Raw genomic sequence first — 14,031 nt, 5'->3', positions numbered from 1 at the left:
CAAGCAAATTCGCACAATCTCTGTGCGTATCCGGTTCAGCGGGAGAAGATCAGCGCGCGCTCGTGTCCACCAAGGTCCTTGCGCGCTCCGTGATACCGGAAGCCTTCGGCCCGCATCAAGGCAGAGACATCCGGCTCCTGCCCGGCACCGATCTCGAAAATAACGATGCCACCCGGTGCCAGAAACGGCGTCAGCTCGCGCGCGAAGAGCCGATACGGAACGAGCCCGTCGATCCCGCCATCCAGCGCCAGGAGCGGATCATAGGCGCGCACAGCCACATCCAACCCGGGAATCTCATCGCCTGGAATATAGGGCGGATTGGAGACGATCAGGTCGAAGCGGCCCTCAAGGTCCTTCACCCAGTCGCCTTCCCGAAACGCCACGCGGTCACCGACGCCATTTGCAAGGGCATTTGCGGCTGCGACCTTGCAGGCCTCTCCCGACAGGTCGATACCCAGGCCCCTGGCCTGCCTGAACTCACTCAGGATCGCGATGAGCAGGCAGCCCGTGCCAGTCCCGAGGTCCAGCACCGACAACGCGTCCCCGCGCCTCTCACGAAGGGAATGGACCGCGGCCTCGACGAGCGTCTCGGTATCGGGGCGCGGCTCGAGCGTCGCTGGCGAGAGCTTGAAGGTCAGTCCCCAGAACTCACGCTCGCCGAGGATGCGCCAGACAGGTTCGCCTGCCAGCCGCCGCGCGACGTAGCCATCCAGATCCGCGGCGGCCTGCTCACCGAGCAGAGCGTCGTCCTCCCCGCCGGCCCCAGCCACGGCTTCAACAAGAAGGCGCGCATCAAGTATCGGCGTATCGCCCCCCGCAGCGCGCAGACGCGCCGCAAGCTGCCGGCGTGCCTCCCGAATGGTCAGCACACCGACAGCTTGTGGCGAAGGCGTTAGAGCGTCGCCACCGCTCTGCAGTGGCGACGTCACTGGGTTGGTGCTCGCATCGACATCAATTGCCCTGCATCTTGTGGTCCATGCAAATCTTCATCTTCTGATTGATTGAAGATTTACTCTCGCGCGCTCCGTGCATTTCCTGCGAACACGCCTTGCGCGCCTGCGACTGCGTCATCGCATTCTGCAGCGGCACGGCCTGTCCCTGGACGACGCGGCCAAAAGTCTGAGTCTGCGCCTCAGCGGTCCCTGCCGTAGCCAGCGCCATCAGACCGGTCATCGCAATCACTGATGCAAGTTTCATGGTTTCCTCCAGCCTGCTTTCAGGTCGATATGGAAACAACGCCAGTCCGGTAAAAAGGTTTCACGCGCCGCTTTGCGCTGCAAGCAACGTCGCCTGGTGCTCCGCCGTAAGGGCATCGATGATCTCGTCGAGCGCCAGCCCCTGCATCATCTCGTCGAGCTTGTAGAGCGTCAGGTTGATGCGATGGTCGGTCACGCGGCCCTGCGGGAAATTGTAGGTGCGGATCCGCTCGGACCGGTCACCGGAGCCGATCTGCGAGCGTCGGTCCGCCGCGCGTTCGGCGTCGGCCTTCATGCGCTCCATGTCGTAGAGCCGGGCGCGCATCAACTCGAAGGCACGCGCCTTGTTCTTGTGCTGCGAGCGCTCATCCTGGACCACGACCACGATCCCGCTCGGGATATGGGTCAGGCGGACGGCCGATTCGGTTTTGTTGACGTGCTGGCCGCCGGCGCCCCCGGCACGCATCGTGTCGATGCGCAGATCGTTGTCATTGAGCGCGACGTCGACCTCGGTCGCCAACGGCAGCATCGCCACCGTCGCGGCCGAGGTGTGAATGCGGCCGCTCGCCTCGGTATCCGGCACGCGCTGGACGCGGTGAACCCCGGATTCAAACTTGAGCTTGGCATAGACGCCCCGGCCCGAGATCTCCGCGATGACTTCCTTGTAGCCCCCAACCGTGCCTTCGCTCTCCGAGATGATGTCGACGCTCCAGCCCTTCTGCGAGGCGTAGCGCTGATACATCCGCAGCAGGTCTCCGGCGAAGAGCGAGGCCTCGTCGCCGCCGGTGCCGGCCCGGATTTCCAGAATGACGCCGCGTTCGTCGGCAGCGTCCTTGGGCAGGAGAGCGATCAGGATCTGGTGGGCACGCGTGTCGATCTCGGCTCGAGCGGTGTCCCGCTCCTCATAGGCGAGATCGCGGAATTCGCTGTCGGTCGCCGGATCGTCGATCAGCCCCTGCGCCTCGTCGAGAGAGGCCTGCGCATTGCGCCAGGAGGCAATCGCTGCAACGACGGGTTCGAGCTCCGCCAGCTCCTTGGCAAGCTCTACCGTACGCACGGCATCGGTCGAGCGATTGATCTCGTCGGTGGCAACGGCGTGGCGAGCGACGATGCTGTCGAGACGGTCTTGAGGAAGCTGAAGGGACATCAGGAACTCGGAAACACTGTTTGGGGACCGGCGAAGCGCGCTTCAGCGTCGCTAGACCGGCACTTTCAATTCGGTCGCCAATGCCGAAAGCTGCGAACGCAGGCTCGATGCACCATCGGAAGAGGCGAGCATCCAATCCATACGCTCGCGCAGCTTCCTGACGTCAAGCGCACGCAGCATCGCCTTGACCGGCCCGAACGACGCCGCCGACATCGAGAAGGAGCGATAGCCTAGGCCGATCAGCGCCATCGTCTCCAGCGGCTTGCCACCCATTTCACCGCAGACCGAGACCGGGCAACCTGCCTCGCCCGCAGCCTCAACGATCGTGCGCAGCGCGCGGAGCGCTGCAACGCAAAGCGGATCGAAACGCTCGGACACCCGGCGGTTCTCACGATCGGCTGCGAACAGGAACTGCATCAGATCATTCGTGCCGATCGACAGGAAGTCGGCCTCGCGCGAGATTTCTGCCAGTTCGAACAGCAGCGATGGCACTTCGACCATGACGCCGAGCTCGAGATTGGTGGGCGCCGGACGCTCCTGCTTCTCCATCATGGCGAGCTCGCGGCGCACGATGAAGCGCGCGCGCAGGAACTCGTCCACGGTCGCGACCATGGGCAGCATGATGCGCATGTCCTGGCCGGCTCCGGCCCGCAGCATCGCCCTGATCTGGCCGCGCAGCAGGCGCGGCTTGTCGAGGCCGATCCGGATCGCGCGCCAACCGAGCGCCGGATTCTCCTCCTCGACGCGTTCCATATAGGGCAGCACCTTGTCGCCGCCGATATCGAGCGTCCGGAAGACAACCGGCCGGCCCTGCGCCGCCTTGAGCACGGCCCCGTAGAGAGATTGCTGTTCGGTCGTCGTCGGCATGTGCTGAGCGACCATGAATTGCAGTTCGGTGCGGAACAGCCCGATCCCTGCGGCGGCGGTCTCATCGAGACTGTGCATGTCGACCAGAAGGCCGGCATTGATCTGGAGGTTGATCTCGACCCCGTCCTTGGTGACGGCCGGCAGATCCTTGAGCTTGCGGTACTGTTCCTGCTTGCGGGCGCGCAGGCGGGCCTTGTCCTTGTAGGCGTTCTCGACGTCCGGCTGCGGACGGATCTGCACCTCGCCAGCCTGGCCATCGACGATGACGGCGTCGCCGGACTGGATCAGCGCGGTTGCGTTGACGATCTCGCCGACGGCCGGAATGCCAAGCGCCCGCGCCACGATGGCGATGTGGCTGGTCGGTCCGCCTTCCTCGAGGATAAGCCCACGCAAACGGACGCGGTCATAATCGAGCAGCGCCGCCGGCCCCATCGAGCGGGCGATCAGGATGGCGTTCTCGGGCAGCTTCTCGTGAGCAACGCCATTCGCCTTGCCCATCAGGGTCCGCAGCAGCCGATTGGCGAGATCGTCGAGATCGTGCAGGCGCTCCCTGAGATAAGGGTCGGTCTGGCGCAGCATTTTGGCGCGGGTGTCGGATTGCACACGCTCAACCGCCGCCTCGGCGGTGAGGCCGGTCATCACCACCTCGCGCATCCGCCTGAGCCAGCCCTGGTCATGGGCGAACATGCGGAATGTTTCGAGAACGTCACGATGCTCGCCGGTATGAGCCACGTCGCCACGCTCGATCAGTTCGTCGATCGCGGTGCGCATCTCGGCGATAGCGGCCTCGAGCCGCTTGACCTCGCGGGCAGGATTCTCGGCAATCAGATTGGTGATCGCGACCCGGGGTTCGTGGAGAACGGCGTAGCCGAGCCCGACACCGTCCGCCAGCTTGACGCCGACACCGTGAATCGGCCGGTCGAGGCCAATCATGCTGCCGGGCGGCGCCAGCGATTTCAGCCCGCCGGCCGCGATCATCTCCGCCATGATCATGGCGGTGGTCTGCAGTGTCTCGATCTCTTCCTCGTTGTAGAGCCGCGACGCGCGATTCTGGATGACGAGGACGCCCATCACGGCGCCGCCGCGCAGGATCGGGACGCCAAGGAAGGAATGATAAATCTCTTCGCCCGTCTCCGGACGATAGGAGAAGGCCGGGTGCGACTGCGCGTCGGACAGGGCTACAGGCTCGGCTTCGCTCGCGATCAGGCCAACGAGACCTTCGTCGGCGCGCATCCGGGTCAGGTGCACCGCCTCGCGATTCAGGCCCTCGGTCGCATAGAGTTCAAGCGAACCGTCCTCGAGCAGGACATAGACCGAACACACCTCCGCGACCAGATTGCCGGCGATCAGGACGACAAGCCGATCCAGCCGCTCCTGCGGGCTGACGGGCGCTGCCATGACCTCGCGGAGACGGCGCAGCAGAACGCCCGGACCTCCGAGAGCGCCTCGCATCAAATCGGCCCTCCGCCCGCCTCCTCAGACATCGTTGCCGATGCCGCTCGCAGACCTGATACCTGGCTCCGGATGAGTCGGCAGCATGCCCCGGTTCTTGTCGCCTTCTAGCGAGCGAAAGGAGTGTTCGGCAAGGGCCGCCGTTACAACCCCGAGGTGAAATCGGCGGCAGCGCTTCTCATTAATGTGGCAAGCGCCCGTTTCCAGCCGCGATTTGTGACAGATCCGACAATGTCGGAACGGTCGTTGCGGCGCCGCTTGCGGATTTGGCCGGAGCGCGCGAAGTCGCCGGTCGCTGCTTGGCTCCGGTCGCCGGCTTGGCGCGAACCGCTCTCTTGGTCGCTGGGAGCGTCACCGGAAACCCGGCTTCGCCCTCTGAGAGCGCGGCAAGATAGGTCTCGGTCCACCAGCCGATATCGGTTGCTGCGATGGTGGCGTAGAGCTTCTCGAAACGCCGGATTCGTTCCGGCTTCGGCATGACCAGCGCCTGCTGGATCGCCTCCGACATTTCCGAGAGATCGTAGGGATTGACGATCAGCGCGTCCTTCATCTGGCGCGCCGCCCCGGCAAAGCGCGAAAGGACCAGCACGCCGGGATCGGCGGGATCCTGCGCCGCAATGTATTCCTTGGCGACCAGGTTCATGCCGTCGCGCATCGGCGTCACCAGCCCGACTTGGGCACGGCGATAGAAGCCGGCCAGGACATTGCGGGAATAGGCCTTCTTGACCACGCGGATCGGCGTCCAGTCGAATTCGCCCAGCGCTGCGTTGATCCGCCCGGCCGTCTCGTCCGACTGGCGATCGAGTTCCGCATATTCAGGAACATCTGAGCGGGAGGGTGGCGCGATTTGCAGCATACCGACACGGCCGCGCTGCTCGGGATTTTCCAGCAGGAAGCGCTCGAAGGCCTCCAGGCGTTGGACGATTCCCTTGGAGTAATCGAGGCGATCGACGCCGATGACCAGCTTGCGGTCTCCAAAGGCCTCGGTCGCGCGCCGGATCGACACCGCGGTCGTGCGCGCAGAACTCGTCGCAAGCTTGCGAAAGCCTTCGACATCGATGCCGATCGGGAAAGATTTGACCTGGATCGAACGCCGACCGAGGCGGACCCCGTCGCCATCGACCTTTGCGCCGCAGAGATTGACCAGTCCGCTCACCACATTGCGCGCATCGATCTCGGTCTGCAGTCCAACGAGGTCATAGGCGCCGACCGTCTTCATCAGGGTGATGCTCGAGGGCAGAGCGCCAAAGACCTCGGAGGGCGGCCAGGGGATGTGGTGGAAATAGCCGATCCGGTTCTTCACCCCGAGCCGCCGAAGTTCCGCAGCCAAGGGGATCAGGTGGTAATCGTGAACCCAGATCAGGTCGTCCGGCCGCAACATCGCGACGAGCGCCCTGGCAAAGCGGCGATTGACGGCGAGATAGCCCGCATAGTCGGCMCGCGAGAACTCGGTCAGACCGAGCCGGTAATGCATGTTCGGCCAAAGGGCCCGGTTCGAGAAGCCGAGATAATAGGTCTGCCGCTCCTCCTCGCTCAGATCGGTCACCGCATAGGTCACCTTGCCGCGCTGGAGCGTCCGCACCGCACGGGTCTTCTCTTCGCTGACATGCCCGCTCCAGCCGAACCAGAGCCCGCCATGTTTCTCCAACGCCTCCCGTAACGCGACGGCAAGACCGCCGGCGGCGACCTTCTCGCTGCGGTCGGGAATGGTGACGCGATTGGAAACGATGACGAGACGCATGTCCGGGAAAACTCCGATCAGCCGGCTGCCCGAATTTCGACACCGGAAGCGGGAACAGAACGCGCCGGCGCACGTAATGTTTCCGAGGGGCTTCGGATGTCAGATGGCGAAGCCGCGTCAGGCTCGCGCTGAAATCATGATGACTGTGGCAAACTGAAAGCAGAATGTGGCAAGTTCACTAACATCCGCCCATAGCGCGGATGATGCAAGAACCCTCGCTCAGGCATTGGACAGCTCACCTGTCGTTCTTTCGCCCGTTTCGTCACGCAAACAGAACGAGATGATGGAACTGATCGAATCGGAATCTACCAACGAATCCCGCGACTTCACCAAGGTGGCGAAGCAGGTCGCTCTGTTTCTCGACTTTGACGGAACGCTGGTCGAAATTGCGCCGATGCCCGACGAGGTCAAACTCGACAGGCAGCTCGCGCCGGCGCTCGATACGCTGCGCTCTACGCTGGGCGGAGCGCTGGCGCTTGTCTCCGGGCGCCCTATCCCCGACCTCGACGGGTTTCTCGCCCCCTATCACTTCGACATCGCCGGCCTTCATGGCGCACAGATCCGCCTCGGCGGAACCATCCGCAGCCAGGCGGACGCTCCCGAAGCCCTGCGCGAGGCGCTGCGGGAGCTCATCCGTTTCGCCAACAGCCATGTCGGCATCCTCGTCGAGGACAAACGGATCTCGGCCGCTCTGCACTGGCGCCTGGCGCCGCAACTCCAGGATGAATCCCTCGCGCTGGTCAGGAAGCTTGCAGCCGGGATGGGCCCCTCCGTGCGTTTGCAGGAAGGCAAATCGGTCGCCGAGCTGGTCCCAGCCGGGGCCAGCAAAGGCAACGCCATTTCCTGGCTGATGCGGGAAGCACCCTATAGCGGCCGGACACCGGTCTTCATCGGCGACGACATTACCGACGAGGCGGGCTTTGCCACGGTGAACGCGCTGGGCGGCCTGTCGATCCGCATCGGTGCGGGCGAAACCTGTGCCGGCCAGCGCCTTGCTTCCCCGACAGCGCTCCGCACCATCCTGCTCGCCGCCGCAGAAAGCGGCAGCCTGACGACTGACGCTTTCTGCCAAGGCTGATCATGACCGTAGAAACCTCCACCACGGCGCGGCATTCCGCCTCGCTCGATCTCGGCGTGATCGGCAATTGCTCGATCGCCGCACTGATCGACCGGCGCGCCCATATCGTCTGGGGCTGCTTTCCCCGCTTCGACCGCGACCCGGTTTTCTGTTCGCTGATCGACAACAAGCCCGATGACGGCGACGCCATGCCCGAGAAGGGCGTGTTCGCGATCGAACTCGTCGGCATGACGCGATGCGAACAAAGCTATCTCGACAACACCGCGATCCTTTCCTCAGTCCTGTCCGACGACCAGGGCAACGCCATCGAGATTCTCGATTTCGCGCCTCGTTTCGTGCGCTACGAGCGTTCTTTCCGGCCGCCGCTGCTGGTGCGGCGCGTGCGCCGGCTTTCTGGCCGGCCGCGTATCCGGGTCGTGCTGAAGCCATGCCTCGGCCTCGGCGAATTGCCGGACGAGATTACGCGCGGCTCCAACCATGTCCGCTATGTCGGCGCCGACCAGACGATCCGGCTGACGACGGATGCGCCGATCTCCTATGTGATGGACAGCGTCCCTTTCGCGGTCGACCGGACCTTCTCCTTCTTCATCGGCTCGGACGAGGCATTGCGCGCCGAGATCGAGACGACCGCGCGCGAGTTCCTGGACAAGACGACGGATTACTGGCGCGACTGGGTGCGCTCCCTCTCCATCCCCTTCGAGTGGCAGCAGGAGGTCATTCGCGCCTCGATCACGCTGAAGCTTTGCAGTTTCGAGGAGAGCGGCGCCATCGTCGCCGCGCTGACCACCTCGATTCCGGAAGCTCCCGGCACCCAGCGCAACTGGGACTACCGCTTCTGCTGGCTGCGCGACGCCTATTTCGTGGTGCATGCGCTCAATCGGTTGGGCACGACGCGGACGATGGAGGATTACCTCGGCTTCATCACCAATATCGTCGACACCTTCTCCGAGAGCGGAGCGGAGCATCTGCCGCCACTCTACCCGATCACGCGCGGCGGCGTGCTGACCGAATTCGAGGTGCCAAACCTGTCAGGCTATCGCGGGCACCAGCCCGTGCGTGTCGGCAACGGCGCAGCGACGCAAATCCAGAATGACGGCTACGGCGCCGTGGTGCTCGCGGCGACGCATTCCTTCTTCGACCGCCGCCTGATCCAGCCCGGCAAGGACGCGCTCTTCGGGCAGCTCGAGCGAATGGGCGAGCTCGCGATCGCAGTCTTCGACAAGCCCGACGCCGGCCCGTGGGAGCTGCGCGAGAAGCAGGTCGTGCATTCCTTCTCCAGCGTGATGTGCTGGGCGGCCTGCGACCGGCTCGCACGCATCGCCGGGACGCTCGGTCGCACCGACCGCAAGGACTATTGGCGTGGAGAGGCCAAACGTCTGAAGGGCGTCATTACCGACCAGATCTGGAACCAGGAGAAGGGCACCTTCGTCTCGACCTTTGGCGGCAGCGATCTCGACGCGACCCTGTTGCTGATTGCGGAGCTCGGCTTCGTCACGGCGGAGGATCCGCGCTATATTGCGACCGTCGAAACCATCGGCCGCGAGCTCGGCCGCGGCGACCTCCTGCTGCGTTACGGCACGCAGGATGATTTCGGCTTCATGCATACCGGCTTCTTGATCTGCGCCTTCTGGTATGTCGACGCGCTGCATGCGATCGGCCGGCGCGACGAAGCCAAGGACCTGTTCTGCCGCATCCTGAAACGGCGCAACAGCTTTGGCCTGCTTTCGGAGGATGCCGATCTCGAAACCGGCGAGCTCTGGGGCAATTTTCCGCAGACCTATTCCATGGTCGGGCTCATCAATTCGGCGATGCGGCTCAGCCGAAATTGGGAAGAGGCGTTCTGAGGGCCCACTGAAACAAGGGGCCATTCCCGCCATCGACGCTCGCCCCGGGAGCGAGCATCGATGCAGTTTGCGTCGCCGCCCTGTCAGCAGCGATTCGGCCGACGGATGGTCGGCGCGCGACCGCGCATCCGCGTCGGGGCAATGCGCCCGGACCTCACTCCATGCGCGCAGGCGTGCGCATCACGGCAAGCGCCAGCACCTGCGCCGCCGGCACGATGCTCTCGACTTCGAGGAATTCGTCGGGAGTGTGCGCCATTCCGCCGATCGGGCCGACAGAGCACAGCGTCGGGCAACCCTGCGCCGCAGTGAAGCCGGAATCCGCACAACCACCGGTGAACTCGGCGCTGACGCTGATCCCGAAGCTCGCGGCGGCATCACGATAGGTATCGTAGAGGGCAGCGGCCTCGGGGGTTTTCTCCAGCGGCACGAACTCGCCCTTGATGGTCAGTTTCGCACTCGAGCCTTCGACGATGGGGGTCTCGATGATGCCGCGGATCGCGCTGACCAGTTCATCGCGCTGCGCGGCCGTGACATAGCGCAGATCGATTTCGCACCAGGCATGGGGAGCGACCGTATTGACGGTCTGGCCGCCGCCGATCAGCCCGACATTGACGGTGACGCCTCGCTCGAGATCGGTCAGCCCCTGAAGCTTCGGGATCTTGTGGCCGAGGTCGACAATGGCCGAGACGCCCTTCTCGTAATTTGCGCCGGAATGGGCGGCCTTGCCGACGAATTCGGCACGCATGAAGACGCCACCCTTGCGGCCGCTGGTGATCGACTGCTTGTGATCGCGCAGGAACTCGGTGCCAGGCGGCAGCCGGCTCGGCTCGGCATTGAAGACACAGCGCGATTCACGCGCCGCCGCCTCGATGATCGGGCGCGAAGAGGGGGAAGCGATCTCCTCGTCGCTCGTCGTCAGCATGGTGAGCGGAGCGGAAAGCCCACCGCATTCGGCAAAGGCGGCGGCGACGAAGGCCTCGATGACGAGACCAGCCTTCATGTCGGCGACACCGGGACCATAAGCCCGGCCGGCCTTGATGGTGAAGGGCCGGCGCGTCGGCTCGCCTTCCGGGAAGACGGTATCGCGATGTCCCAGCAACAGCACCGGGCGCTGGTCGTTGGCGGCCGGATTCGGCAGTCGCGCCTTGACGGCATCGCCATAACGAGCATCCGGGATGATCTCGACGCTGAGCCCGTTCGCTTCGTGGAACCGGGCGAGCACCTGCCCTGCCCTGTCGACGCCCGGCTTGTCATAGGAGCCGGAGTCGGTGTCGACCATCTCCCGCAGGAGCGCGACCATCGCGTCCTTGCGGCTGGCAAGCCACGCCGTCACCTTGGCTTCGTCCGGGGTCAACTCACTCATGGCCTGCGCTCTCTTGGTTCCGAATGGGACCGCGAAGCTAGAGCAGGACTGCGAAGTCTGGGAACGGGCATTTGCGCCGGACAGCCCTGCTTTTGCCGAGCAGACCTCTTCACGAGAATGCGCCCGCCGCATTGCGGCGAGCCTCAGCCGTCAGATCAGCGGATCGTATCGGGTCCGATGATCTGACCTTCTGTGCTTGCATCGGCTTCCCCGAAAGCTGCAATCCACCCTTGGGGCCGATTCCCAAACCGCCCGGTTACGCGCCTTGGGCGAGATGCGTGATGGCTGCAGCAACGCCACCGGCACCATGCGGGATATTCTGCGCCTGCAAGGCCATTTCGACGGCGCTCAGACTGCCAAGCACCATCGGCGCATTGACATGGCCCATATGGGCAATGCGAAAGGCCTTGCCGGCGAGATCGCCGATCGCGAGCCCGAGCGTCACGCCGCAGACCGTCCGCGCATAATCGGTGATCGAACTCGGATCGCCCTGAACGAGGATTGTCGTGACCGAGGGCGCCCGCTGCGATGGTTCCTCGATATTGCAGGTCAGGACCTGGCCCTCGGCCCATCGCGACATGGCAGCATGGGTTGCCCCGGCAAGCAGGGCATGACGGCGCCAGACAGGCTCCAGTCCCTCCTCGAGGATCATGTCGAGCGCGGCGCGCAGGCCGAACATCAGATGCTCGGGCGGAGTGCCGAAATGCTTCATGTAGAGGAGCGGGCTCAGCCGTGAGGTCCAGTCCCAGTAGGCCGTCCGCATCGTCGCGTGCGGATGCGCGTGCAGCGCCTTCCCGCTCGCCGCGACGAAGGCCAGCCCGGGCGGCGTCATCAGCCCCTTCTGCGACGCAGACATGGCAATGTCGACGCCCCAATCGTCCATCTCGAACCGCATGCAGCCGAGCGAGGCGACGCCATCGATCATGTACAAGGCCGGGTGGCCGGCGGCATCGATCGCCTTGCGCACGGCCTGCACGTCGTTGACGACGCCGGATGCCGTATCGATCTGCACCATGAGCACGGCCTTGATCTCATGGTTCGTGTCGCGCCGCAGGCGTTCCTCGACGGCCACCGGATCGACCGCTGCGCGCCATGACCCGGCGAGGACCTCGACATCTGCCCCCAGGAAACGGGCCATCTCGCCCCAGCCTACGGCAAAGCGCCCGCTCGCCAGCACGAGAACCTTGTCGCCGCGGGAGAGCACATTGGTCAGGGCCGCTTCCCAGCCGCCATGCCCGTTGGCGGCATAGATGAAGGTCTCGCCCTTGGTGCGGAAGATCTTCCGGAAATCGGTCAGGAGCGTCTCGGTCAGATCGAGGATCGGCTTGGAGCTGAGTTCCTCGGCCGGCCGCATCATCGCCTGCAGCACGCGATCGGGGATATTGGTCGGGCCGGGGATTGCGAGCAAAGCCCGGCCGTTGGCGACACTCATGAAAAACTCCTGCTGGCCTTGCTGCGCCGCATGTCCATGCCCGTTGCGGCCGGGGCTACGACGCATGATGTCCGGCACGATATCCGGAAAGGGGATGTGAGCTAGCGCTGCGCTTCCGTCGCCATCTTCACCGCGAGGCCGGCAAGCACCGTGCCCATCAGCCAGCGCTGCACCACCGCMCAGAACGGCCGTGTGCGAAGGAAGAGGGCAATGCTGCCGGCGGTAAAGATGATCAGCGCATTGACGCTGCCGCTGATCACGATCTGGATCGCGCCGAGCACCAGCGACTGCGTCAGGACATTACCCGCCGCGGGATCGATGAACTGCGGCAGCAGCGCGAGATAGAACATCGCGATCTTGGGATTGAGCAGGCTGGTCAGGAAGCCCATGGCAAAGAGCTTGCGCGGCCCGTCAGGCACCAGCTCGCGAACCTGGAAGGGCGAGCGCCCGCCCGGCCGCAGCGCCTGCCAGGCGAGGTACAGGAGATAGGCCGCGCCACCGAAGCGCAGCGCGTCATAGGCATAAGGCACGGCGAAGAGCAGCGCCGTGATGCCGAAAGTGGCGCAAAGCATGTAGATGACGAAGCCAAGCACGACGCCGATGAGCGAGATCAGCCCGGCAGCATGTCCCTGCGAGATCGAGCGCGAGATCAGGTAGATCATGTTCGGACCGGGCGTCAGCACCATGCCGAACGCGATCAGGGCGAAGGCAAGCAGGCTCGAGAGCTCGGGCATGGCGGGTCTCCGAAACAGCGCCGGCAACCTGCATCGAACCGGAACAATCGACAAGCCGCATGGAACAGTGGGCCGCCATGCCCGTTTCTCACGCCAACCGCCCGAATTTCTGCGGACAGACAGCGCCTCTCATGTTGCTCTTCAGTCGCATCCTCTACACCGCCATTGCGGGTTCCCTGCTCGCCGCCTCGGTGATGCTGATGGTGGTTGCGGTCTGGCGGACGTTCACCGGGTTCCGAACCGGCGACGGCGCACTTGAGACCATGCTCGACGGCATCGGCCTCGTGATCATTGCGGTCGCGGTCGCGGATGTCGGCAAATTCCTGTTCGAGGAAGAGGTGATCAGCGATCGCGAATTGCGGCGCCCGGCAGAAGCGCGCGGCTCGCTGACCAAATTCATGACGATCATCATCATTGCGCTCAGCCTGGAATCGCTGGTGCTGATCACCAAGGCGTCGCGGACCACGATGAGCGACGTCGTCTATCCCGGCCTGCTGGTCCTGCTCGCTGTGCTGGCGATGGTCGGGCTCGGCCTGTTCCAGAAGCTGAGCCAGAACACGACGGCAACCGTGCCTGAAGCGAAAGAAGACAGCGACAAGCCTGCCCCCGTGAAGACTCTGGCCCGGGCGAAACGGACCAAGCAGGCCTGAACCGGAGGGCCGTTCAGCGCGGTTCGTCGACGAGGAGGAGATCGGTATCCTCGGGTCTGGTGCCGGCCGCCGTCAGCATGGCGTGAACCTGCCCGCGATGATGCGTCTGGTGGTTGAACATGTGCATGAGCGCAAAGGCGCGCGGCTTGCCGAGTTCGCGGCCGGCGGCCCCCGAATACCAGATCAGGGTCCCGCGCAGCCAGTTGGCGTCGACGGTAGCAGCCCAGGCCAGGATCGCCTCGTCGCGCTCGGCACGCCGACGGCGGAACTCGGCCCAGTCATCGACATAGATCGGTGCATCGCGGCCGCTGATCGGCGGCTTGGGCGTCCCGATCAGCCGGTGGAGCCAGATTTCGTCGGCCCACAGGATATGGTTCAGCGTACCGTGGATCGACTTGAAGAAGGCGCCGCGATCCCGACGGCGACCTTCCTCGTCAAGCGTATCGGCCGCATCGCACAGGCTCCGGTTCTGCCAGGCGTTGTAGCGCGCCATGGTCTGAACATAAGCCGGATCGACCATGCGTGCC

General features: G+C 64.6%; 12 protein-coding genes. 3 read left to right on the top strand and 9 right to left on the bottom strand.

Annotation, left to right across the window (positions count from 1 at the left end; translation table 11 throughout):
* Nucleotides 1-35: 35 nt before the first annotated feature.
* The 5 genes from prmC to otsA all read right to left on the bottom strand — a co-directional run bounded on the left by prmC (nucleotide 36) and on the right by otsA (nucleotide 6,403).
* Nucleotides 36-869, bottom strand: a complete 834-nt coding sequence (gene prmC / locus AC1DIO_RS09070) for a peptide chain release factor N(5)-glutamine methyltransferase (RefSeq protein ID WP_441506136.1) — start codon at nucleotides 867-869, stop codon at nucleotides 36-38.
* Nucleotides 870-951: 82 nt separating this feature from the next.
* The gene (locus AC1DIO_RS09065) at nucleotides 952-1,197 is read right to left on the bottom strand and encodes a hypothetical protein (protein WP_441490096.1); all 246 of its coding nucleotides are present in this window, start codon (nucleotides 1,195-1,197) and stop codon (nucleotides 952-954) included.
* A gap of 60 nt (nucleotides 1,198-1,257) precedes the next feature.
* Nucleotides 1,258-2,343, bottom strand: a complete 1,086-nt coding sequence (prfA, locus tag AC1DIO_RS09060; protein WP_441479668.1) for a peptide chain release factor 1 — start codon at nucleotides 2,341-2,343, stop codon at nucleotides 1,258-1,260.
* A gap of 51 nt (nucleotides 2,344-2,394) precedes the next feature.
* Complete coding sequence (gene ptsP / locus AC1DIO_RS09055) at nucleotides 2,395-4,662, bottom strand: phosphoenolpyruvate--protein phosphotransferase (RefSeq protein WP_441506057.1); 2,268 nt, start codon at nucleotides 4,660-4,662, stop codon at nucleotides 2,395-2,397.
* A gap of 181 nt (nucleotides 4,663-4,843) precedes the next feature.
* Nucleotides 4,844-6,403, bottom strand: a complete 1,560-nt coding sequence (gene otsA / locus AC1DIO_RS09050; RefSeq protein WP_441506056.1) for an alpha,alpha-trehalose-phosphate synthase (UDP-forming) — start codon at nucleotides 6,401-6,403, stop codon at nucleotides 4,844-4,846.
* Between the two features lie 283 nt (nucleotides 6,404-6,686).
* Here otsA and otsB point away from each other — a divergent pair, with 283 nt between their 5' ends.
* Nucleotides 6,687-7,481, top strand: a complete 795-nt coding sequence (gene otsB / locus AC1DIO_RS09045) for a trehalose-phosphatase (protein WP_441506055.1) — start codon at nucleotides 6,687-6,689, stop codon at nucleotides 7,479-7,481.
* Nucleotides 7,482-7,483: 2 nt separating this feature from the next.
* A complete protein-coding gene (locus AC1DIO_RS09040; RefSeq protein ID WP_441490100.1) occupies nucleotides 7,484-9,325 on the top strand; it encodes a glycoside hydrolase family 15 protein in 1,842 nt (613 codons plus the stop codon).
* Nucleotides 9,326-9,479: 154 nt separating this feature from the next.
* On the opposite strand, the gene AC1DIO_RS09035 is transcribed toward AC1DIO_RS09040, so the two are convergent.
* The 3 genes from AC1DIO_RS09035 to AC1DIO_RS09025 all read right to left on the bottom strand — a co-directional run bounded on the left by AC1DIO_RS09035 (nucleotide 9,480) and on the right by AC1DIO_RS09025 (nucleotide 12,854).
* Nucleotides 9,480-10,688 carry a M20 family metallopeptidase gene (locus AC1DIO_RS09035; RefSeq protein ID WP_476767876.1) on the bottom strand — a complete coding sequence of 403 codons (1,209 nt, stop codon included), beginning with the start codon at nucleotides 10,686-10,688 and terminating at the stop codon, nucleotides 9,480-9,482.
* Nucleotides 10,689-10,944: 256 nt separating this feature from the next.
* A complete protein-coding gene (locus tag AC1DIO_RS09030) occupies nucleotides 10,945-12,120 on the bottom strand; it encodes a pyridoxal-phosphate-dependent aminotransferase family protein (RefSeq protein WP_441490102.1) in 1,176 nt (391 codons plus the stop codon).
* Nucleotides 12,121-12,221: 101 nt separating this feature from the next.
* Nucleotides 12,222-12,854: a LysE family translocator gene (locus tag AC1DIO_RS09025; protein WP_476853346.1), complete on the bottom strand. Its 633-nt coding sequence runs from the start codon at nucleotides 12,852-12,854 to the stop codon at nucleotides 12,222-12,224.
* Between the two features lie 131 nt (nucleotides 12,855-12,985).
* Between AC1DIO_RS09025 and AC1DIO_RS09020 the strand changes: the two genes are divergently transcribed.
* Nucleotides 12,986-13,504 carry a GNAT family acetyltransferase gene (locus AC1DIO_RS09020; protein ID WP_441506053.1) on the top strand — a complete coding sequence of 173 codons (519 nt, stop codon included), beginning with the start codon at nucleotides 12,986-12,988 and terminating at the stop codon, nucleotides 13,502-13,504.
* Between the two features lie 13 nt (nucleotides 13,505-13,517).
* Here the strand turns inward: AC1DIO_RS09020 and AC1DIO_RS09015 are convergent, their stop codons facing one another.
* Entirely contained in the window at nucleotides 13,518-14,024 is a 507-nt protein-coding gene (locus AC1DIO_RS09015; RefSeq protein ID WP_441506052.1) for a DinB family protein, read from the bottom strand.
* Nucleotides 14,025-14,031 lie beyond the last annotated feature (7 nt).

It is taken from the genome of Allobosea sp. 05T439, from assembly GCF_056396005.1.
The sequence above is the reverse complement of the archived record's forward strand: the minus strand, read 5'-3'. Positions and strand labels throughout refer to the sequence as shown.

What these genes read in the sequence shown, in the direction of transcription:
- AC1DIO_RS09065 (WP_441490096.1), bottom strand. Translation starts at nt 1,197, where the DNA reads ATGAAACTTGCATCAGTGATTGCGATGACCGGTCTGATGGCGCTGGCT.
- AC1DIO_RS09015 (WP_441506052.1), bottom strand. Translation starts at nt 14,024, where the DNA reads ATGGTCGATCCGGCTTATGTTCAGACCATGGCGCGCTACAACGCCTGG.
- otsB (WP_441506055.1), top strand. Translation starts at nt 6,687, where the DNA reads ATGGAACTGATCGAATCGGAATCTACCAACGAATCCCGCGACTTCACC.
- prfA (WP_441479668.1), bottom strand. Translation starts at nt 2,343, where the DNA reads ATGTCCCTTCAGCTTCCTCAAGACCGTCTCGACAGCATCGTCGCTCGC.
- AC1DIO_RS09040 (WP_441490100.1), top strand. Translation starts at nt 7,484, where the DNA reads ATGACCGTAGAAACCTCCACCACGGCGCGGCATTCCGCCTCGCTCGAT.
- AC1DIO_RS09030 (WP_441490102.1), bottom strand. Translation starts at nt 12,120, where the DNA reads ATGAGTGTCGCCAACGGCCGGGCTTTGCTCGCAATCCCCGGCCCGACC.
- AC1DIO_RS09020 (WP_441506053.1), top strand. Translation starts at nt 12,986, where the DNA reads ATGTTGCTCTTCAGTCGCATCCTCTACACCGCCATTGCGGGTTCCCTG.
- ptsP (WP_441506057.1), bottom strand. Translation starts at nt 4,662, where the DNA reads ATGCGAGGCGCTCTCGGAGGTCCGGGCGTTCTGCTGCGCCGTCTCCGC.
- AC1DIO_RS09035 (WP_476767876.1), bottom strand. Translation starts at nt 10,688, where the DNA reads ATGAGTGAGTTGACCCCGGACGAAGCCAAGGTGACGGCGTGGCTTGCC.